The organism is Actinomyces sp. Marseille-QA0893 (genome assembly GCF_976954355.1).
On the sequence record NZ_CDRJSY010000001.1, the window covers coordinates 267309 to 287212 of the forward strand.

18 protein-coding genes and 3 tRNA genes are annotated in these 19904 nt (G+C 57.1%); 7 read left to right on the forward strand and 14 right to left on the reverse strand.

All coding sequences use genetic code 11. The annotated features are described in order from the left end of the window. The first annotated feature begins 76 nt into the window (after positions 1-76). From ACWNMW_RS01225 to ACWNMW_RS01240, 4 genes are read left to right on the forward strand one after another with little or no spacing between them, the layout of a single operon-like run. Complete coding sequence (locus ACWNMW_RS01225; RefSeq protein ID WP_449489772.1) at positions 77-1246, forward strand: metal ABC transporter substrate-binding protein; 1170 nt, start codon at positions 77-79, stop codon at positions 1244-1246. A gap of 6 nt (positions 1247-1252) precedes the next feature. Beyond that, positions 1253-2005, forward strand: coding sequence for a metal ABC transporter ATP-binding protein (locus ACWNMW_RS01230; RefSeq protein ID WP_449489773.1), 753 nt, complete (start codon positions 1253-1255; stop codon positions 2003-2005). Beyond that, entirely contained in the window at positions 1974-2846 is an 873-nt protein-coding gene (locus ACWNMW_RS01235) for a metal ABC transporter permease (protein WP_449489774.1), read from the forward strand. Before ACWNMW_RS01230 ends, ACWNMW_RS01235 begins: the two co-directional genes overlap by 32 nt. Continuing rightward, complete coding sequence (locus ACWNMW_RS01240; RefSeq protein WP_449489775.1) at positions 2840-3733, forward strand: metal ABC transporter permease; 894 nt, start codon at positions 2840-2842, stop codon at positions 3731-3733. The genes ACWNMW_RS01235 and ACWNMW_RS01240 overlap by 7 nt, the downstream gene beginning before the upstream one ends. A gap of 112 nt (positions 3734-3845) precedes the next feature. On the opposite strand, the gene ACWNMW_RS01245 is transcribed toward ACWNMW_RS01240, so the two are convergent. Then, entirely contained in the window at positions 3846-4835 is a 990-nt protein-coding gene (locus ACWNMW_RS01245; RefSeq protein ID WP_034502699.1) for a malate dehydrogenase, read from the reverse strand. Between the two features lie 250 nt (positions 4836-5085). Between ACWNMW_RS01245 and ACWNMW_RS01250 the strand changes: the two genes are divergently transcribed. Both ACWNMW_RS01250 and ACWNMW_RS01255 read left to right on the forward strand, forming a co-directional pair. Then, positions 5086-6924, forward strand: a complete 1839-nt coding sequence (locus tag ACWNMW_RS01250; protein ID WP_449489975.1) for a chloride channel protein — start codon at positions 5086-5088, stop codon at positions 6922-6924. Positions 6925-6928: 4 nt separating this feature from the next. Continuing rightward, positions 6929-8857 carry an AMP-dependent synthetase/ligase gene (locus ACWNMW_RS01255; RefSeq protein ID WP_449489776.1) on the forward strand — a complete coding sequence of 643 codons (1929 nt, stop codon included), beginning with the start codon at positions 6929-6931 and terminating at the stop codon, positions 8855-8857. Between the two features lie 63 nt (positions 8858-8920). Here ACWNMW_RS01255 and ACWNMW_RS01260 read toward each other — a convergent pair whose 3' ends face one another. The 10 genes from ACWNMW_RS01260 to ACWNMW_RS01305 all read right to left on the reverse strand — a co-directional run bounded on the left by ACWNMW_RS01260 (position 8921) and on the right by ACWNMW_RS01305 (position 17337). Continuing rightward, the gene (locus tag ACWNMW_RS01260) at positions 8921-10129 is read right to left on the reverse strand and encodes an ABC transporter permease (protein ID WP_072455274.1); all 1209 of its coding nucleotides are present in this window, start codon (positions 10127-10129) and stop codon (positions 8921-8923) included. Further along, entirely contained in the window at positions 10126-10815 is a 690-nt protein-coding gene (locus tag ACWNMW_RS01265; protein ID WP_449489777.1) for an ABC transporter ATP-binding protein, read from the reverse strand. Before ACWNMW_RS01265 ends, ACWNMW_RS01260 begins: the two co-directional genes overlap by 4 nt. Continuing rightward, the gene (locus ACWNMW_RS01270; protein ID WP_449489976.1) at positions 10812-11840 is read right to left on the reverse strand and encodes an efflux RND transporter periplasmic adaptor subunit; all 1029 of its coding nucleotides are present in this window, start codon (positions 11838-11840) and stop codon (positions 10812-10814) included. Before ACWNMW_RS01270 ends, ACWNMW_RS01265 begins: the two co-directional genes overlap by 4 nt. 56 nt (positions 11841-11896) lie before the next feature. Next, positions 11897-12382, reverse strand: a complete 486-nt coding sequence (locus ACWNMW_RS01275; protein WP_449489778.1) for a hypothetical protein — start codon at positions 12380-12382, stop codon at positions 11897-11899. Positions 12383-12474: 92 nt separating this feature from the next. Further along, positions 12475-12801, reverse strand: a complete 327-nt coding sequence (locus ACWNMW_RS01280; RefSeq protein WP_449489779.1) for a chorismate mutase — start codon at positions 12799-12801, stop codon at positions 12475-12477. 8 nt (positions 12802-12809) lie between these two features. Continuing rightward, complete coding sequence (clpX, locus tag ACWNMW_RS01285) at positions 12810-14063, reverse strand: ATP-dependent Clp protease ATP-binding subunit ClpX (RefSeq protein WP_449489780.1); 1254 nt, start codon at positions 14061-14063, stop codon at positions 12810-12812. A 197-nt stretch (positions 14064-14260) separates the two neighbouring features. After that, positions 14261-14908 carry an ATP-dependent Clp protease proteolytic subunit gene (locus ACWNMW_RS01290; RefSeq protein ID WP_449489781.1) on the reverse strand — a complete coding sequence of 216 codons (648 nt, stop codon included), beginning with the start codon at positions 14906-14908 and terminating at the stop codon, positions 14261-14263. Further along, positions 14908-15516 carry an ATP-dependent Clp protease proteolytic subunit gene (locus ACWNMW_RS01295; protein ID WP_034502683.1) on the reverse strand — a complete coding sequence of 203 codons (609 nt, stop codon included), beginning with the start codon at positions 15514-15516 and terminating at the stop codon, positions 14908-14910. The genes ACWNMW_RS01290 and ACWNMW_RS01295 overlap by 1 nt, the downstream gene beginning before the upstream one ends. Positions 15517-15752: 236 nt before the next feature. Further along, positions 15753-17099, reverse strand: coding sequence for a trigger factor (tig, locus tag ACWNMW_RS01300; RefSeq protein ID WP_072455262.1), 1347 nt, complete (start codon positions 17097-17099; stop codon positions 15753-15755). A 164-nt stretch (positions 17100-17263) separates the two neighbouring features. Next, positions 17264-17337 (reverse strand) — tRNA-Pro (locus tag ACWNMW_RS01305). 87 nt (positions 17338-17424) lie between these two features. Between ACWNMW_RS01305 and ACWNMW_RS01310 the strand changes: the two genes are divergently transcribed. Next, a tRNA-Gly gene (locus ACWNMW_RS01310) sits at positions 17425-17495 on the forward strand. Positions 17496-17566: 71 nt separating this feature from the next. On the opposite strand, the gene ACWNMW_RS01315 is transcribed toward ACWNMW_RS01310, so the two are convergent. The 3 genes from ACWNMW_RS01315 to ACWNMW_RS01325 form a co-directional block, all read right to left on the reverse strand. Next, entirely contained in the window at positions 17567-18610 is a 1044-nt protein-coding gene (locus ACWNMW_RS01315) for an NAD(P)-dependent alcohol dehydrogenase (protein WP_449489782.1), read from the reverse strand. Between the two features lie 117 nt (positions 18611-18727). Further along, positions 18728-18800, reverse strand: a tRNA-His gene (locus ACWNMW_RS01320). Between the two features lie 184 nt (positions 18801-18984). Next, a complete protein-coding gene (locus ACWNMW_RS01325; RefSeq protein ID WP_449489783.1) occupies positions 18985-19902 on the reverse strand; it encodes an ATP-grasp domain-containing protein in 918 nt (305 codons plus the stop codon). Positions 19903-19904: the final 2 nt, after the last annotated feature.

Genomic DNA, 19904 nt, shown 5'->3' on the forward strand with positions numbered 1-19904 from the left:
AACCTTTATCAAAGTTCGGTCGTACGAACTTCGATAAAGATATAAGTAAACATCACCCCAATGAAGAGGAACTTCAATGTCCGTCGCTTACTCGCGTTCATTTCTAGCCGCCGCAGCGGTCTGCCTACTGGGCGCAACTTCTCTCGCCTCGTGCTCAACTGCGTCTTCACAGTCAGACGCCCCCTCACTCACCTTGGTTGCAAGCACCACCCAGATCTGTGACTACGTCACCCAAATTGCGCAGCAGCCCTCGGCTCAAAACTCCATATCGCTCGATAAAACTGATGCCTCGGGAACGCAATCCCATATCGGGGCACCCACTGAGAAAGCCAGCGCAAAAGTGCAGCTCACGTGCCTGCTTGCCCCCAACGCCTCGGCACACGAGCACGAAATGACTCCCCAGCAATTGCAAGCACTCTCTCAGGCGAAAGTCTTGCTCGTCTCGGGCGTCGACCTCGAGCACTTCCTGGATCAGGCCGTGAGCGCCTCTGGTTTCAAGGGAACGATGGGAGTAACCTCGGGAATTCTCACTGCCGTCGACCTCAAGGATCCCCAGGGTCAGGAACAGCGCGACAAGCAACTCCCCTATTCCGTTTCCCGTGGCACGCACACTGTCGAGGCCGCACCCTGGCCTTTCCCGCCAGAGGAAGGAGAAAGTGAGCCGCAGTTCGCCTACGATCCTCACGTCTGGACCTCTCCAGCGAACGCAGCCCTGCAGGTTCGCAACATCGGTGAATTCCTCTCAGCGGCGGACCCCGATCACGCCGAGGCATACAGTGCGGCAACCGAAGAATACGCAAAGCGTATCGATTCCCTCGATGCGTGGGCGAAGGCCAGCTTTGACAGCGTTCCCGCTGATAAGCGCGTCCTCTTTAGCTCCCACGATGCCTTCGGATACTTGTCGAAACGCTACGACATTCGTTTTATCGGTGCTGCACTGTCTGATTTCAACGAACAGCAGGATGCAACCGCTGAGCACATCGCACAGGCAACCGAGGAAGTGAAGAAATCCGGAGCGAGCGCGATTTTCGCTGAGAACTCCAATAACTCAAAGTCGATTGAAACGATTGCGCGCGCCGCTGGAGTCAAGGCCATCATCGGCGACGACGCACTCTACGGGGATTCACTTGGCCCCGTGGGAAGCGAAGGAGAAACCTACATCGGCTCGATCATCCATAACGTCACAACCATGACACGGGCATGGGACGGAACGCTTGCTCCCCTGCCCGAGCAACTCACGCGTTAGGCGAGCATGATGAACGCAGACGCTCCTATGTTTTCGGAGCCTGACGAGGGCCGCGATGCTGGCGCCACTGTCTTCTCAGCCAAAAATGCCAGCATCGGCTATTCCCAGACACCGGTCCTGACGGGAATCACCCTCTCGCTCAGCCCCGGACATGCCCTCGCTTTGATCGGTCCAAATGGATCGGGAAAGACAACGCTCATGCGAGCGCTCTTGGGAAGCGCCCAACTCATCTCCGGAGAACTGAGCTGCCCGCTGGATTTCCTCGGCTACGTCCCACAAAACAGCGACATCGACCTGAGTTTCCCAATCAACCTTCGTCAGGTCGTCGAAATGGGAATGTACCCCAAGACAAAGCCTCTGCGTCCACTCAGCCGTGAACAGAAAGAAGAGGTCAGCGCAGCATTAGAACAGATTGGCTTAGCCGATCGCGCCCGCGAGCGCTTTGGGACCCTCTCGGGCGGCCAACGCCAACGCGTTCTGGTCGCGCGCGCCTTGGTTGCCAAGCCTCGTCTGGTATTGCTTGACGAACCTTTCAACGGTTTGGATGAGCCCAACCGCGAAGCTCTTCTCTCGCTCATCAGCCAAGCAAAAGCTCAGGAAACTGCGTTCATGATTTCAACCCATGACTATCGGGTCGCAACCGAAGTGTGCGATGAGAGCCTGATCGTTGCGGGGCGCCAGGTTGCCTATGGGCCGACCTCCCAGGTTTTCCGTCCAGAGATCATCAATGAAGCTTTCGGCGGGATTCACAGTGTTTAACGCGATCGCACATGCTCTCCCCCTGTGGCAGTCTCCTTTTTTCCTCCGCCCCCTGCTCTTCCTTCTTTTCTTCGGAATTGCAGCAGGCGTGGTTGGAACCCTGGTCAATCTGCGCAACTGGCAATTCGGCGCTGAGGCCTCGGTCCACTCGATCTTCCCCGGGATCGTCGTCGGCGCGGTTTTCGGCGGTATCGATTGGATCCCCGCGGGCGGAGGAATCTGCGCGATATTCGTTGCCGCCGCATTGACCTGGGCGATGCGACACCGCGCGCACGAGGCCGCTGCGGCAGTTGTCCTGACCTCCTTCTTCGCGCTCGGCGTCATCATTTCGCTGAAAAAAGGCGATATGTCAGGACAAATGGAGGCCTTGATGTTTGGCCGCCTTCTGGAGGTTACTCCCCAGCGCATGGTGATTTCCCTCGTGTTTTGTCTTTTCGCTTGCGTCCTAGTCCTTCTTTCGTGGCGTGCTCAGCTCATGTGCGCATTTGACAGTGCGGGAGCTGGCGCCGCGCGAGTACCCACGACGCTCTGCGATGTCTGCCTCAACGCCTCGATGTGCGCAATCGTCGTTGCGGGGGCCTCGGCAATCGGTGTTCTTTTGGTCGTGGGATACCTCATTGTCCCCGCACTCGCCGCCCGACTTCTTTCCTCATCGCCGAGGCAGATGCTGGCCTATTCGGTAGTTCTTTCCTGCGCGGGTGGTGCGCTGGGGATGGTGACTCTTTTGATTCCTCTTTCCCGGCCTACTTCACCCCAAGCCTCGGTTGCTCTGACCCAAGTGGCTCTATGCGCACTCATCGTCGGACTGCACAGAGCACGAAAGCGAGTGACGACATGTTAGCGATCCTTCTCCTTCCTCTGTGCGAACTAGCGCTACTGGGGATTCTCTCTGGGATCGTTGGGACGATGACTGTCCTGCGCGGGCGCGTGTTCTTTGCTGAGTCGATCACACACGGAGCCTTTCCGGGTGCGGTGATCGGTGTCGTGTGTGCATCCGCTTTCACCAGGGATCACAGCATTCTTGCCCTCTGTGTATTCTTGGGCGCTCTGGGTTTGTGTTTGCCGCTTTCTGCGTTGATGAGTGCTCTGGCGCGAATCCCAGGAGTCTCGAGCGGAGCCGCTGCCGGGGTCGTCTTGACCTTCAGTTTTGCCTTGGGCTATTTCCTTTCAAAGTGGTTTGCCCCCTTGCCCCTGCAGATTTCGAGCTTCCTCACGGGGTCAATCATGACCGTGACTCCGATGGATATTGCATTGGCCGGCGCAGCAACGCTTGGAGCACTCTGTCTTCTCGGGCTACGCGGACGCCATATTCTTTTCTTGTCTTTCGACGTACAGGGCTACCGAGCAGCTTTCCGCTCTTCCCCCAGCGCCTTTGCGTTAACCGACGCGCTTATTTCCGCTCTTATCACGGTTTGTGTCATCGTGATGATTCCCGCGGTAGGAACTTTGCTTCCACTGGCTTTGCTGGTTGCACCAAGCGCCGGTTTAATGCGCTTCATTTCCCGCCCCGGGGTCTTGATGGTCGCTTCAGTGTTCGCTGCTCTTGCGATCTCGGCCTGTGGTTTCGGGATTTCTCTTATTGCCGAGCTGTCCTCGGGTGGGTGCATTGCCCTAGCTTCAGGACTTTTCTTCTGCGGGTGCGTGGCTTGGGAGGCTCTGGCCTCGAGGCCAAAAGCCGGCTCAACCCCAGCGCGGCAGCGCGTTATCCGCCAGAGAAGTGAGGCATAGAAAGCAGCACGTGAGTAGACAAAAGGGGCGCCGCAATGCGGCGCCCCTCAAGCCGTTAGACCAAGAAAGTCAGGCGAACCGACTCTTAGTCAAACCGTAAGTTTCGGCGAGATCACTTAATGAAGCCGAGCTCCTTGACGGTGTTGTATTCGTCCTGGAGGGCAGCAATGTTGTGATCGATGCCAGCGCGAGTTGCCTCAGAAACCTCCAGGCCTTCGACAACCTGCCACTCGCCACCATCAGAGGTGACGGGCAAGCCGAAGCACAGGCCGGCGGGAACACCGTAGTGCTCTCCATCAGTCATGATGGCGGCAGTGGTGAACTCCCCTGCGGGGGTTCCCAGCACCCAATCGCGCATGTGGTCGATTGCAGCGTTTGCTGCGGAAGCGGCCGAGGAGGCGCCGCGAGCCTCGATGATGGCCGCGCCACGCTTGGCAACGGTCGGACGGAAGTAATCCGAGAGCCAGGCCTCGTCAACAAGCCCGGAAGCAGCCTGTCCGCCAACGGTCGCGTAGGAGACATCGGGGTACTGGTCAGCGGAGTGGTTACCCCAAACAACCAGGTTCTTGACGTCGGCCACAGCTGCACCGGTCTTGTGTGCCAGCTGCGACACTGCGCGGTTGTGGTCCAGACGCATCATGGCGGTGAAGCGCGATGCGGGAACGTCACCTGCTGCGTGAGCAGCGATGGTGGCGTTGGTGTTGGCCGGGTTGCCAACGACCAGGACGCGCACGTCTTCAGCTGCACCGTCGTTGATGGCCTTGCCCTGAGGACCGAAGATGCCGGCGTTTGCCTCGAGCAGATCGGCGCGCTCCATGCCTGCACGGCGAGGCATTGCGCCCACGAGGAAGGCAGCGTTGGTTCCCTGGAATGCTGCAGTGGCGTCATCGAAGATATCGACACCAGCGAGCAGCGGGAATGCGCAGTCATCCAGCTCCATTGCGGTGCCTTCAGCAGCCTTCACGCCCTGGGGGATCTCAAGCAGGTTGAGCTTGACGGGGGTATCGGGTCCGAAGACAGCTCCCGAGGCGATGCGGAAAAGAAGGGCGTAACCGATGTTTCCGGCTGCACCGGTGACGGTGACAATACGAGGTTCTGCCATGATTGGGCACTCCTTCAGTTATTTCGTGCGACGCACAGCGCCGCGACGATCTGATGATCGTTACCCCTTAAGCCTATTGCCTCTCCCCTGATCTTCGCGGTGTCAGCAGTCCCAAGTGGGACTCGAATACCCCATTTTTCCTTGTGATGTCCATCACGACCTCGGGTCTTTCAAGTCCCGCTGAAGTGCAAGCGACCGGGACTACCATGTTTGGGTGAGTGAAAAGAAGGACTCTCCTCAACCCGGACGCATGACACGCATCGGGCATGTCTGCGCAGCCCACCGATCACTACTCGCCGTTGTCGCAGCGATTGTGGGAGCAATCGTTGGTGCCGCAGCCGTCCTTTTCAACGCCATGATCGGCGCATGGACCTGGGTAACGACAGGCTACTGGGACTACACACAGCACATTGGCAGCCCTCATGGCCATCTCCCCATCCCAGCCTGGATCTTCCTTCTCTTCGCCCCAGTGATCTCGGCGCTGATCTACGGGCCTCTCATCTCCCGCTTCGCACCTTCTGCGAAGGGACACGGGATCCCCGAAGTCATGCTCGCGGTCCAGCAAAAGGGCGGTTATATCCCTTCCAAAGTCGCGGTCGTCAAACTCATTTCTTCTGCTCTCACCATCGGCGGCGGAGGTTCAGCGGGGCGCGAAGGCCCAATCGTTCAAGTTGGCGCATCATTAGGCTCTTCATTCGCCGCTTCGCTCCGTCTGCCCAAAGAGCGCGTGATCATGCTGGCTGCCTGCGGAAGCGCTGCGGGAATCGCGGCGACTTTCCATGCTCCCCTTGCTGGCGCTTTCTTCGCTCTTGAAGTGATCTTGACCCGTTTCACCGCCGAGGCGTTCGGGTATGTCGTCGTTTCATCTGTCCTCTCCTCTTTGGTTGCACGCGCAGCAAGTGGAGATCATCCCCTCATTGATTTGGGCGGAACTTTCCCCTTGCAGTCCCTCCCCGATATCGGATGGGTTGCGATCCTCGGAATTATTGCGGGCCTTGTTGGCCTTGCCTTCTCGAAGTTCCTCTACCTCAGCGAAGACTGGATCGATGCCTTCTGGGCTCGAATTCCACTTCCCAATTGGTCTCGACCAGCGGTTTTGAGCATTGCCCTTGGCGGAGCTCTCATTTGCTTCCCATACATGTACGGCTCGGGTTACCCAATCGAAATTTCAGCGATCTTTGGCTCCTACTCGATTCCCTTCCTCGCTCTTTTGCTCCTCGGTCGGATCCTCTACACCTCCTACACCATCGGCATCGGCGGATCGGGCGGAGTCTTTGCCCCAACCTTGTTCATGGGTGCAATGACTGGAATGATTTTTGGGCAGCTTGTCGATCCCTGGGCTGCCTCACAAAGCGCGATCTTCGGCGTCATCGGAATGGGAGCTGCCTTTGCCGGTGCCGCACGCGCCCCCATGACAGCGGTCCTCATCATCGTTGAAATGACCGGACAATACTCCCTGATCATGCCCATGATGTTGGCCGTCATCATCGCAACCTTTGTTTCCCGTTTCTTCACTCGCTCGACGATTTACACAGAAAAGCTTCGCCGCCGAGGCGATGTCCTCCACGAACCCGTCGACGACACCTTGCTCGGACGCCGAAGCGCTCGCCAGCTCATGACCGCACCCAGCCGCATCTTGACCGAGGACATGACATTGATGCAGGCACAGGAGTATTTCCAGTCAAGTCCTGTCCCCTGCCTTCCTGTAATCGCAGCGAAGGACCGTTACCAAGAAGCGCCTCGATATCTCGGAATGCTCACCTTGAGCGAACTCGCTTCCTATCTTTCTCGAGGTCTTCCCCCACATACTCAGATCAGTTCTCTTGCTTTGGATGAGTCCTCCTCGATCTCCCAGTCAGCTCGTCCATCTCAAGTCCTTGCTCGCCTGAGTGCTCCTGATAATCCCTGGGCACTCGCGGTCATCGACGGGGACTCCCCCACGCCCCACTTCCTAGGATGGGTGACCCAACAGGGCCTCGTGAAGGAAATTGCCGCGCAGCAGGGGCGCGCGATTGCCGCCGGGCACCTCTCGTCTTGGGGATCTCGCTGGCAAGATCGCCACCCTCGCGCCTCTCGACACGTAAACTAAAACCATGTCCGACGAAGATCCTGAGCTGCTGGCCTTGCCCGCTGACGAAACCTCCGTTTCCATTTCCTCCCCCGAGTCCGGAGAATCGCTTGAAATTGATGGCGAAACTCAGGCACTTGAGTGGCATGCACCCATTTTGGTGCGCATCGACGAAAACACAACAATCCCCCATCTTCTTGCACGCCGCGTCCAGCGTTCGGCGCGCCGCCCTTTGATTGCCCGCAAACTCGAAATGGGCGATACCTGGCAGAACATGACCGCCGCGGAGTTCTACGAAGACGTTCAGGCAACGGCAGCGGGATTAATCGGGCTAGGCCTCGAACAAGGCGATGCGCTCGCGATCATGTCGCGCACCCGCTACGAATGGACGCTTCTGGATTACGCCTCGTGGTGCGCGGGGCTCCTTCCAGTGCCGATCTACGAAACTTCCTCAGGCGAGCAGATTGAATACATCATTCAAGACGCAAACGTCCGGGCAGTGATCACCGAAACCGTGACTCAACGCGAGCTCGCGGAATCAGCGTGCCGCCGCCTCGGACGCAGCGACATCACACTGCTTTCCCTTGATGCCGAGGCGATGCAAACCATCCGCGATGCGGGCGTGACGATCCCGCGCACAATGGTTGCCCAGCGTACTCAAGCACTGACGACCGATGATCTGGCGACAATCGTCTACACATCGGGAACAACCGGACGCCCCAAGGGCACAGAAATCACGCATGGGAATTTCACCGAGCTCGCGCTCAACGCCCACGCGTGGATGCCTGAGGTCGCGATGGGCAAAGACTCACGTCTCTTGCTTTTCCTCCCCCTTGCCCACGTATTCGCGCGCTTCCTCCAGGTTTTCCAGCTCAGCGGCGAAGGGATTTTGGGACACACTCCCGACACCAAGAATCTCCTTCCTGATCTTGCGACTTTCAGACCCTCATACCTCCTGGTGGTTCCTCGAGTTCTTGAGAAGATCTACAACTCAGCCGACGCGAAGGCCGGTCGTGGCGGTAAACAGAAGATCTTCCGATGGGCAGCCAATGTGGCGGTTCAGTATTCTCAGGCACTTGAAACCCCTGAAGGCCCCTCAAGGCGTTTGAAGATGCAGCACGCGGCAGCGTCGCACTTGGTTTACTCGAAGATCCTTCAGTTGGTTGGCGGAAACGCGCGCTTCATCATTTCAGGTGGTGCGCCCCTTTCGACCAGGCTGGCACATTTCTACACGGGACTTGGACTCCCCGTTCTCGAAGGTTATGGCTTGACCGAAACGGTTGGCCCACTTTCGGTTAACACTCCCCGACTGTCCAAGATTGGAACCGTTGGTCCGCCTCTTCCTCCTCTCTCGGTGAGGATCTCCGACGAAGGTGAAATTCTCATTCAAGGCCCCTCGGTTTTCCGCGGTTATCACAACAATCCCGAGGCCACTGCCGCCTCCTTCACTGAAGACGGCTGGTTCAAGACCGGAGACTTGGGTTCTCTTGACCGCGACGGATACGTCCGCATTACTGGTCGCGCAAAGGACATTATTGTCACCGCGGGCGGAAAGAATGTTGCGCCCGCTTCCTTGGAAGACCCCTTGCGTGGCCATCCCCTGATCTCGCAGGTCGTCGTCGTTGGCGATAAGCGTCCCTTCATCTCCGCACTGATCACTTTGGATGCAGAGATGCTGCAACTGTGGCTGAAAAACCACGGTCTACCGCCGATGTCGATTGGCGAGGCCGCGACTAATATCGAGGTCCTCTCAGCTTTGGAGCGTGCGGTCGATCGCGCAAATGAGCATGTTTCGCGCGCAGAATCGATCCGAAAGATTCGCGTGTTAACCACCGACTTCACGGAAGCCAATGGGTTGCTGACACCTTCACTCAAGGTCAAGCGAAAGGCTGTGCTTGAGCGCTACGCCGACGTTATTGACGACATCTACGGAGGTCCCGTTCAAAACGGCTAAGCAAGACTAATTGCAAAGAAAACCCGGTACATCGCTCACCACGACGATGCACCGGGTTTTCTTTTATTGCGAGGCCAAAGCAGCAGTTGGCGGCGTATGTGCCGCCCGCAGGGCCGGGTAAAGACCTGCAATTGCTCCAATGACCAATGGAGCCCCGAGGCCAGCGGCGATGACGTACCACGCAATAGTGACGGGCCATCCGTATGCGAGACACATTCCCCATGTGACCGCCGCGCCAATCACACATCCCACGCATCCGCCAAGGAAGGAGAGGAGCAGAGCCTCAGCAAGGAATTGCATGCAGATATGTCCCCGTTTGGCTCCCAGGGAACGCCTCAGCCCGATTTCACGGCGACGTTCAAGGACGGAGATGATCATCGTATTTGCGACCCCGATCCCGCCGACCAGCAGGGCGATAGAGCCAACGCCTGCCAGAAGGGTTGTCAGAGTCTGATCGGCTGCGTTCTTTGCAGCCAGTGCATCCGATGGACGTGAGACTTTCAGACCGGTCGCCCCTTGAGGAGCCAGTGTTGGACCAATGAGTTCTCGAACGTTTTCGACCTCAGAATCCAAAGATCGTTCATAAATCGTCGTTGGAGCTTGTCCTGCCCCGAAAAGCTGAGAAGCCACCGGGATTCCGATAAGAGCTGCGTTATCGAGTTCTTCCGCCAAAGGCGAGGGCTCAAGAATCCCGAGCACGGTGAAGGAGGTATTCCCCAGCCATACTTGGGTTCCCGGAGTGGTAATCCCCAAAAGATCCGCAGCTTTCGATCCCAATACGACACCCGGATACCGTGATGTCGCCTCGTTCAGCCACGTTCCACGCGCAACTTTCGCCGAAACAACATCCAGCAGATTCGTTGGCGCAGCCATCGTCAAAATGCCACCCGTTGCATTTGGATCAATCAAACGCGAGCGGTACACCGAAACTCCTGACAAAGTGGACGTCGAGGAAGCATCGGTTACTCCCGGAATCATCCGCATGCGTCCCACTGAGTCTTCGGGAAGGATCAGGTTTGCACCGGAAAGATCAGCACCTGAGCGAGCCGTAAGCATATTGGTTCCCAGCGCTTGGAGCTGTTCATGAAGACGTGCCTGGGACGAGGCCGACACCCCGACAACGCCGACCATGGCGGCGATACCAATCGCGATCCCCAAGGCCGAAAGGATTGCGCGCATTGGCCTCGCGCGAAGGCCACTTACCCCCAAGCGCGCGACGTCACTGCCACGCAGGCACGAGGCGTGGGTAATTGTGTCCCTATCAAGGCTCATTGCTTCACCTCGTCTGCAGAGTCAGAAACCACTTTCCCATCACGAATCATGACTTGGCGCGGAAGCGAGGCCGCGAGATCGTTGTCGTGCGTGATGACGATGATCGTCGTCCCCGAATCATTGAGTTCGCGCAGGAGTGAAACGATTGCTTCTCCTGAGCGCGAGTCGAGGTTACCAGTGGGTTCGTCAGCAAGGAGCAGCGCCGGTGATCCGACCAATGCGCGAGCAATAGCCACGCGTTGGCGCTCACCTCCGGACATTTGGTGCGGACGGTGCTCGATTCGGTGTCCGAGCCCGACCTTTTCAAGAGCTTCTCGCGCTTTCTCGCGCCGTTTCGCGCGCGGGACACCCCGGTAGAGCAGTCCGTCGGCGACATTGTCCAAGGCAGTAACTCCCGGCGAGAGGTGGAATTGCTGGAAGACAAAGCCGATAAGGGATGCACGCACCCCGGACAGTTCTGCGTCACCTAGATCGCTAACGTCCATTCCTTCAATGATGACCGCTCCCGAGTCCGGACGATCCAGGGTACCAATCAGGTTAAGGAGGGTTGACTTCCCCGATCCTGATGGGCCGACGATGGCGACGAATTCTCCTTGGTCAACACTCAAACTCACTCCATCGCAGGCAGTGACGGGCGGAGAACCGTAGCTGCGACGAACCTCGCGAAGTTCAAGTAGTGGGCTCATCGGTTCGGCACCGCCACACGTTGTCCCTCGTGGAGATCATCGGAAGAGATCTCCACCCTGTCTCCAGCAAAGAGGCCGGTTTGCACCGGAACTCGCGTAACTTTCCCATCTTCACCGACGAGCTCCACACCGAATTGGTCGGGAGTGATCGCCACGAGGGCCCCCAGAGGCACTGAAAGAACATTCGTTTTCGTCTGGGAGGTAATACCCAGTGAAACAGATGCCTCTTGAAGTTTCTCTGTTGCGGCAGCGTCATCAGGGGTGACGGTGATGGGGATGATGCGATCCTTGGTCGCCTGTGAATCGTTTGCCCCTTCAGCGCCTGCTTTCTCCTTCGGAGGCTCGACGGACGAGATGGTGCCCTTCGTTGTTTGCGCGCCGGGGAGCCGGATGGTCACCTTGGTACCGACGACTCCCAGAGATTGGTCGGAAAGCTTGAGGTTTGCGGAAATGATCTGCCTGGAAGACGAGGCCGAGAAGAGATCGCCCCCTTGGGAAACAGCGTCGCCGACGCGGGCTTTGAGACTACCGATACGTAAGTCTTCGGGAGCAAAGAGCACACGTCCAAGCGGAAGCGTACCGTCTTGGGTCAGCCCCCGTTCTTTTTGCCATTTGTTAATAGCGGCTTGGGTTCGCCAGTCAAAATGGGTATCCGCTTGCCCGTCAAAATAGCCAAGTTGAGACAGTGCCTCTTCGAGTTGGTGGATGTCTTCTCCGTTGCTCATCCCCGCTTCGAAGCTGCGCCATGCGGGGGTAGAACCGTGGAGAAGATAGCTGCTTTCGCCGCCCACCGTGTAGATCTTCTCCCCCTGTTTGAGGGTAGAACCGGGAGTTGGAAGAGCTGTGATGACACCATCGAAGCTCGATTTCTGAGTGTAGGAGTCGGCGTAGTGCAAGGTTCCTTGGACGGTTGTCTCACCGACAAGGTCTCCGCGAGTAATTTCCGCGCTTGCACCGCTAAATTCCTGGGCATTGTTTGATTCTGAGGAGTTGCTTGAGCACGCTGCAAGAGAGCAGACGATCATCCCCATTGATGCAGCCAGCGCACCTATACGACGGTATGTGCTGCTTTCACGAGTGGTCACTTGTTGCCTCCGACGCTTCCGAAGCATTTGCTGACTGCTTCAGAGGGGACATTCCGAACGTCGACAACGCCATTTTGTCCCGGATCAGGAACGTCATAGCCCAGGTCGCGCAGGCATTGAGTCCCCTTTGTTAAAAGCTCACGTGCGTGCGGATCGTTTGTCAGGTCGTTCTCTTCTCCAACGAGTGAGGAAACCTCTTCCATACACGCGTTGACAGCGGAATTGAAGGCGTCGGAAGCATTGGCAAATTGGTCGGGAGTCAGACCCGTATCGGGCACGTCGAAGCCCTTGTTTCGCATGCACTGTCCGAAGGCGATGTTGGGGTCTTTTGATCCCGAGGCCTGGGCTGCGCTCTTCGAAGTGGTGGCTTTTGACCGTGCCGATGCTGACGATGAGGATGACGTTCCCTGCGAGCAAGCGCTAAGCGCGAAGACCAGTGCGAGTGCGCCGACTACGAGGGTGCGTGACGAACGATTCTTCATCGAATCTCCTGGGAGAGTTTATAACAATTCGATATCTTTTGATAACGACTTGATAACATTCTATACCCAGAAGTTATCGAGAATCAATTCCACTAATGTGATTCAGGCACACCCTCCGCCTGATCATAGGCAGCCTTAATATCCTCGTGGTGACGAATCACTTCGCGCACCATGAAGTTCAAGAATTTCTCGGCAAAATCAGGATCCAAACCAGACTCTGTAGCCAGCGAGCGAAGGCGCGCAATCTGCACGCTTTCACGAGCAGGATCCGCAGGGGGAAGTTCATGGACAGCCTTGATGAGCCCGACCTTTTGAGTGCAGCGAAAACGCTCGGCAAGGATGTGAATGAGGGCAGCATCAATGTTGTCGATTGTTTTGCGCGCCTCGATCAGTTCTTGAGGCAACGACGTGTCCGGCATGACTCCCCCTAGGCGCTCTGGACGCTTGCAGGATCGACCTCGTACAACTCGGCGCTCCCCTGTCCAAGCACAGCCTCGCGAGTGACAACGACACGGGAGACGTCATCACGCGAGGGAAGGTCAAACATCAAGTCCGACAAAGTTGCTTCCATAACGGAAGAAAGACCTCGTGCCCCCGTCTTACGCTTGTTCGCCAGCTCCGCGATGGCAAGCAAGGCCTCGTGAGTGAACTCCAAGGTAATGCCATCAAGCTCAAAGAGGTGCTGATACTGAGCAACCAAGCAATTCGTGGGCTCGGTGAGCACTCGAGTGAGGTCTTCTTCGGAGAGTTCCTTCGTGGATGTCAGCACGGGAAGACGTCCAATGAACTCGGGGATCATTCCAAATTTGTGAAGGTCTTCGGCGGTGACGGATTCATAAAGGTCGCCCATCTCAGCGGAAGACTTCAATTCCGAACCGAAACCGGTGGAACGCTGACCAAGACGAGCCTTGACGATTTCTTCAATTCCTGCGAATGCGCCGGCAGCGATGAAGAGGATTCCAGATGTATCAATCTCCAAGAACTGCTGGTGCGGGTGCTTGCGACCACCCTGCGGAGGCACCGAGGCCACCGTTCCTTCGATAATCTTCAGAAGAGCCTGCTGCACGCCTTCACCTGAAACATCGCGAGTAATCGACGCGTTTTCACCCTTGCGGCCAATCTTGTCAATTTCGTCGACGTAGATGATTCCGCGCTCGGCCTTCTTGATGTCTCCGCCGGCTTCTTGGATCAAGCGGAGCAAGATGTTCTCAACGTCTTCACCCACGTAGCCGGCCTCGGTCAATGCTGTCGCATCCACGATGGCGAAGGGAACATCCAAAAGTCGAGCCAAGCAGCGCGCCAAGTGCGTTTTACCGGTTCCCGTGGGCCCTAGAAGCAAGATATTCGACTTGGTGCCGTACATATCTTCTTCGTTGCCAGCTTCGCGCGAACGCACGCGCTTGTAGTGGTTATAGACGGCAACAGAAAGTGCACGCTTGGCGCGGTCCTGGCCGATCACCCAAGAATCGAGGAATTCGAAGATTTCACGAGGCTTTGGGAGAGGAAGACCCGAGGGCGCGCTCTGCGGTTCAGTGTCTTCGGCAATGATTTCGTTGCACAGGTCGACACACTCGTTGCAAATGTAAACGCCGGATCCCCCAATGAGCTTGCGGACCTGCTTCTGGCTCTTTCCGCAGAAAGAGCACTTGAGGGCCTCAGCTCCGTCGGTCAATCGACTCACGTATGCCTCCTGAAAAATTTCACCCCAAACGGGGTCTTTTACTGAAATCCAGCCTAATTCACCCGGTGCTCTACAGCGAATTGACGCGCGGGATGCACAGTGTAAGACCGATCATTCAATGGGAACGGGAGAGAGCGCCAAAACGCTCTCCCCCGCACTTCCTTAACAGCGACTCAGTAAAGTCACGCAGTTGTTCACTAGCTGTGAGCCTTACGAGAAGCCAAAACCTGGTCAATCAGACCGTATTCTTCAGCCTGAGCGGCGGTGAGGATCTTATCGCGCTCGATATCGCGACGAACCTCTTCGACCGGCTTGCCTGAGTGAGCCGAAAGCGTCTCTTCAAGCCACAGACGCATGCGGTCGATCTCGTCCGCAATAATCTGGATATCCGAGGCCTGGCCTTGCATTCCCTCCATTGCAGGCTGGTGGATGAGGACTCGAGCATTGGGCAGTGCCAAACGCTTTCCGGGAGAGCCAGCGGCCAGCAGAACGGCGGCAGCTGAAGCAGCCTGTCCCAAGCAAACAGTCTGGACCTGGGGCTTGATGTACTGCATGGTGTCGTAGATCGCCGTCATTGCGGTAAAGGAACCACCAGGCGAGTTGATGTACATGGTGATCAGAGAATCCGGATCCTGTGACTCAAGGACGAGGAGCTGAGCCATGATGTCATCGGCACTTGCATCGTCAACTTGCACACCCAAGAAGACAATGCGGTCTTCGAAGAGCTTTGCGTAGGGATCTTGACGCTTGAAACCATAGGCGGTGCGCTCTTCAAAGTTCGGAAGAACGTAGCGCGCCTGGGGCATTTGACGGGCAACTGCGTCGAAATAGGGCTGAGTGCTCATCAGTTTTCTCCTCCACGGTTGCCAATTTCCTGCGGGCTATCAATCACGCGATCCACGAAGCCATATTCCAGAGCCTCTTGAGCGGTGAACCAGTGATCGCGATCGCCATCGGCCTCGACCTGCTCGACCGACTTACCGGTACGCGATGCGGTGATCTGTGCCAGTTCCTTCTTCATGCCCAAGATCAAATCCGCATTAATGCGAATATCCGTCGCACTGCCTCCGGCACCACCCAGGGGCTGGTGCAGCAGAACGCGGGTGTGAGGAGTGATGTAACGCTTTCCGGGAGCCCCGGCGGTGAGCAGGAATTGACCCATCGATGCGGCAAGGCCCATACCAACGGTCACGACGTCGGGCTTGACGTACTGCATGGTGTCATAGATGGCCATGCCCGCGGTGACCGATCCACCCGGGGAGTTAATGTACAGGTAGATATCACGATCGGGGTCTTCAGCAGCCAGCAAGAGGAGCTGTGCGCAGATCGCATTTGCGTTGTCATCTCGCACTTCGCCGCCAAGCCAAATGATGCGCTCTTTGAGCAGGCGCTGGTAGACCGAATCTCCCAGTCCCATGGGCGTTTCATTTCCGCCCGAGGCTTGAATAGCCATTCACGCTCTCCTTCAATTTCAGGGTCCGGTTCCCGTTATGGAACCTCACTGAATCCAAACTTATCGGTTCTGACACCAGTTGGCGCTCTAAAAAAGCGCTTTTCGCTCACGGCGCATGGAAAGATCGCGGCGATCTCGCGCAGATATGACGTGTGGGCCGAAACCCTCAGGTTCCGACCCACACCAAGTCATGAGCTTTACACAGCGGAAAGCTCAGTTGCGCTTAAAGCAGCAGCTCACTTTTCCTCTGCGAGTTCTTCGCCGGCCTTCTCGACCTCGGCGACAGTCTCGGCTGCGGCTTCTTCAGCAGCAGCTTCATCCTCAAGGCCGAGGAATTCGCTCAGGTCAACGGGGTTGCCCTCGGTGTCCTTCACGGTTACCTCACGCAGAACCTCGATGAGAGCCTTTGCGCGGCCCAGATCGGCGACCACTGCGGAGATCTGCTGCGGATCCGAGAAGAGGCGGTTGATGTCCATGCCGTAGTTCTGGGACATCTGGATGGCGTAATCGAAAAGCTCCTGCTGGCCAACCTGAACTTCGTTCTTCTTGGCGAGCTCTTCGGCGAGGATCTCGGTGCGGTATTCCTTCTCGATGGCCGCGCGAGCTTCCTTCTTTTCCTTCGCGGAAGCGTCAGCGCCCAGTCGGTGGTTGAGCTCGAGCTCGATCACGGACTCGGGGAGGAGGATCTCGGTGCGCGAAAGCAGCTCATCGACGAGGCGATCACGTGCCTGAAGTGCCTGCTGCGAAGTCTTGGTCTGTGCGGCCTGCTTCTTGAGGTCTTCCATGAGCTCATCGATGGTGTCGAATTCGGAAACCATCTGCGCGAAATCGTCGTCGGCCTCGGGAAGCTCGCGCTCCTTGACGGACTTGACGGTGATGGTCACCTCGGCCTCTTCACCTTCGTGCTCGCCGCCCTTGAGGGTGGAGGTGAAGGTGACAACGTCGCCCGCGTGGGTCTTACGAAGCGCAGTGTCCTGGCCGTCGAGCATGGTGCCCGAACCGATTTCGTAGGAAACGTCAGAGACGGAGTCAACCTCTTCACCGTTGATGGTGGCAACCAGGTCAATGGTGGTGAAGTCGCCGGTCTTTGCCTGACGCTTGATGGGCTTGAGGGAAGCGAAACGACCACGCAGAGCATCCAGCTCAGCCTGAACGTCTTCATCGGTGACCTCAACGGAGTCAACCTCGATGACGGTGTCCTTGCCGTACTCGGGTAGTTCGAAGGAAGGAACGACGTCGACCTCAGCGGTGAAAACGACCTGACCGGTCAGTTCGCCACTGGTCGAGGGGATCTCGGTGACCTCAACATCGGGCTGGGACATGGGGCGCAGTTCGTGCTCGGACACGGCAGCGGAGTACTGGCCGGGAAGAACCTCATTGACAACCTGCTCGATGACGGCTGCACGGCCGAAACGCTGGTCGATGATGCGAGCGGGAACGTGACCCTTACGGAAGCCGGGGATGGACACCTGATTGGCGATGCTCTTGTACGCCTTGTCCATTTCTGACTTCAGTTCCTCAACGGGGATTTCAACAGTCAGACGAACCTTGGTGGGCTCGAGGGTCTCTACAGTGCTCTTCACGTGGATTCTCCAGGTCTTTTCTTGGGACGCCAAAACGGCGTATTTCAACTGAACTAGTCTACGACAGCACCCGCCAAAGCTGCTAGCTGGCTGTGGGCTTCACATTTTTCGCCCGCGCGACGGTGGCCAATTGACGAGGCCGTGGCCGGGCTGGCAATAAAAAGTCGGGGTGACAGGATTTGAACCTGCGACCCTCTGCTCCCAAAGCAGATGCGCTACCAAGCTGCGCTACACCCCGTGAGACTCTCGTCTGCGGATCCCATAATACGGGACTTCACCCTAAATTTCGCAATCGCGCAAACAATCAGGTAATATCGATCCGCACGCGGATGTAGTTCAATGGTAGAACCTCAGCCTTCCAAGCTGATGGTGCGGGTTCGATTCCCGTCATCCGCTCTGAAAAAGGAGCCCCGGTTTTCCGGGGCTCCTTTCGCATACTTGCTAAAACCTTCCTCAGCGCAACTGGCCTAGAACGTCGAAGTATCAATCACAAAGCGGTAGCGCACTTTCGAGGCCACCACTTTGTCGTAGGCCTCGGTAATGGAATCACCATCGATGATCTCGATCACGGGACGCACGCCGTGCTGGGCGCAAAACTCCAGCATTTCCTGAGTTTCAGCAATGCCGCCGATCTGGGATCCCGCAACAACCTTGTTTCCATTGACAACCGCTCGCATGGGGATGACCATCGGATTCTCGGGCAGGCCCACGTCAACGAAGACACCGAAGGGCTTGAGTGCACGGACAAGTCCCGGGTAATCCAAATCGTCCGCGCTCACCGTGCAGATAATGATGTCAAAAGACGAGGCCAAAGATTCGATGGTGCCCTCTTCCGAGGTTGCATAGAAGGCAGTGGCGCCAAAACGACGTGCGTCTTCCTCCTTGGAACGTCCATGAGAAATCACCGAAACTTCCGCGCCCATCGCGGCCGCGATCTGAACGCCCATATGTCCCAGGCCGCCCATGCCAACGATGGCGACTTTCTTTCCCGGTCCCGCACCCCAGCGGCGCAGCGGCGAGTACATGGTGATTCCCGCACACATCAAAGGCGCGGCATCGCTGAGTTCCATTTCATCAGGAACATGGCAGCCAAAATCTGCACGTACCGTCATCGCCTGGGCATAGCCTCCAGCGGTCGGCTTCCCGTCAGGACCTGCACGGAAAGTCCAGTAGGCATGGGGATTATTACAGAACTGCTCGTGCCCGTCGGTGCAGTACTCGCACTGCCTGCACGAGCCCTGCAAACAACCGACGCCGATCCTGTCCCCTACCTTGAAATTCGTGACTCCTTCGCCGACCTTGGTCACCACGCCAGCGATCTCATGTCCACCAACGAAGGGATACGGGATCGGTCCCCATTCACTGCGTGCAGTGTGGATATCCGAGTGGCAGATTCCGGCATATTTAATATCAAAGAGCACTTCTCCGGGGCCGGGCTCGCGAATATCAATGATGGTTGGGTGATAAATCGAACGAGGGTCATCGCAGGCATATGCGCGAACCTTGGGCATCGTGAACTCCTTCGTCAACGCTACGTGTGCCAACTGCGCATCAACGCATTGCCGAAACTTTAGCACCGCAACATGAGAAAAGTCCCGAAACCAGAGGCTTCGGGACTTTTCTATCCGGGTGGCTGACGGGACTCGAACCCGCGACGTCCTGGACCACAACCAGGTGCTCTACCAACTGAACTACAGCCACCATTGAGCGCTGCGAAAAACGCAACGGAGAAACTCTAACATCAGTGCACGCAAAGTGAGAAATCAGAAACGATAAGCGTGGCACTTACCACGAAGTTCACTCCCCAATACGCAAAACCGGCTCCCCCACCGCAAAGGCAGGAGAGCCAGAATTCATGTTGAACGCGTCCTTACCGCGCTCTCACTCACCAGAAAGCGCGAGTCGAAATCGCGTCGGCGAAGTTGTTCAAAGCCTCAGGCGTGGCAGAAAGGTACAGATCAGCATCGGTCGCTGAAACTTCCATGACACGGAAAGAACCTTCACCGTCGGGGACCAAGTCCACGCGGTTGTAGAGCAGAAGTTCGTCACGTCCCAGGCGTGCACGCATGTACTTGTGTAGAACTTGACGAATCTGCTCGCCCCATTGCCATGACTCAGCATCTGCGGGGCGCGCAGTAACCACGGCCTCGTGCATAGAAGGATCCGTGACGGAAGAAGGATGGAGTACCGCACGCTTTTCGACCGCGTGCGAAAGCAAGCCGTTGAAGAACACTAGGGAAATTTCGCCGTGCACGTCGATGTCCTCCAAGTAACGCTGGAGCATGACGGAACGCCCCTCGTTCAAGAGGTCGATCGTCTGCGCCAAAGCAGCCTGACGCTGGAGAGTATCAATCGCTGTGTAGCGACCGATATCGCGGACACCAGAAGACACAGCAGGCTTGACAACGAAGTCACCGAGAGCAGGGAAACGTGAGTGCACCTGATGCTTGGAGAATCCATGCGAAGGCTCAAGCCAGGTCGTTGGAATGACGGGAAGGCCAAGCTCTTCCATGTCCTTCAAGTAGTGCTTATCAGTGTTCCACTCGACAATATCGGCGTTGTTGAGCAAGCGTGGAACCGACTGTGCCCACGTAATAAACTCCTGGCGCTGCGTCGCATAGTCGGCAACCGAACGAAGGACGCACAGTCCAGCTTTTTCCCAATCAACGGTGGGGTCATTCCACACCGCGATCTGGGGATCCATTCCGCGGTCAGCTAGCGCGTCGGGAAGCCCGCCTTCATCGGAGAAGAGTCCCGGCATATTCGCGGAAGTAACAAGGGTGACCTTGGGTGTTTTCGTCATGA

Coding starts and splice junctions, on each gene's coding strand:
- ACWNMW_RS01315 (WP_449489782.1), bottom strand. CDS start 18,610: ATGCCCAAGGTTCGCGCATATGCCTGCGATGACCCTCGTTCGATTTAT.
- ACWNMW_RS01325 (WP_449489783.1), bottom strand. CDS start 19,902: ATGACGAAAACACCCAAGGTCACCCTTGTTACTTCCGCGAATATGCCG.
- ACWNMW_RS01255 (WP_449489776.1), top strand. CDS start 6,929: ATGTCCGACGAAGATCCTGAGCTGCTGGCCTTGCCCGCTGACGAAACC.
- ACWNMW_RS01275 (WP_449489778.1), bottom strand. CDS start 12,382: ATGAAGAATCGTTCGTCACGCACCCTCGTAGTCGGCGCACTCGCACTG.
- ACWNMW_RS01245 (WP_034502699.1), bottom strand. CDS start 4,835: ATGGCAGAACCTCGTATTGTCACCGTCACCGGTGCAGCCGGAAACATC.
- ACWNMW_RS01265 (WP_449489777.1), bottom strand. CDS start 10,815: ATGAGCCCACTACTTGAACTTCGCGAGGTTCGTCGCAGCTACGGTTCT.
- ACWNMW_RS01240 (WP_449489775.1), top strand. CDS start 2,840: ATGTTAGCGATCCTTCTCCTTCCTCTGTGCGAACTAGCGCTACTGGGG.
- ACWNMW_RS01260 (WP_072455274.1), bottom strand. CDS start 10,129: ATGAGCCTTGATAGGGACACAATTACCCACGCCTCGTGCCTGCGTGGC.
- ACWNMW_RS01295 (WP_034502683.1), bottom strand. CDS start 15,516: ATGGCTATTCAAGCCTCGGGCGGAAATGAAACGCCCATGGGACTGGGA.
- ACWNMW_RS01270 (WP_449489976.1), bottom strand. CDS start 11,840: ATGATCGTCTGCTCTCTTGCAGCGTGCTCAAGCAACTCCTCAGAATCA.
- ACWNMW_RS01250 (WP_449489975.1), top strand. CDS start 5,086: ATGACACGCATCGGGCATGTCTGCGCAGCCCACCGATCACTACTCGCC.
- ACWNMW_RS01290 (WP_449489781.1), bottom strand. CDS start 14,908: ATGAGCACTCAGCCCTATTTCGACGCAGTTGCCCGTCAAATGCCCCAG.
- ACWNMW_RS01225 (WP_449489772.1), top strand. CDS start 77: ATGTCCGTCGCTTACTCGCGTTCATTTCTAGCCGCCGCAGCGGTCTGC.
- ACWNMW_RS01230 (WP_449489773.1), top strand. CDS start 1,253: ATGATGAACGCAGACGCTCCTATGTTTTCGGAGCCTGACGAGGGCCGC.
- ACWNMW_RS01280 (WP_449489779.1), bottom strand. CDS start 12,801: ATGCCGGACACGTCGTTGCCTCAAGAACTGATCGAGGCGCGCAAAACA.
- ACWNMW_RS01235 (WP_449489774.1), top strand. CDS start 1,974: ATGAAGCTTTCGGCGGGATTCACAGTGTTTAACGCGATCGCACATGCT.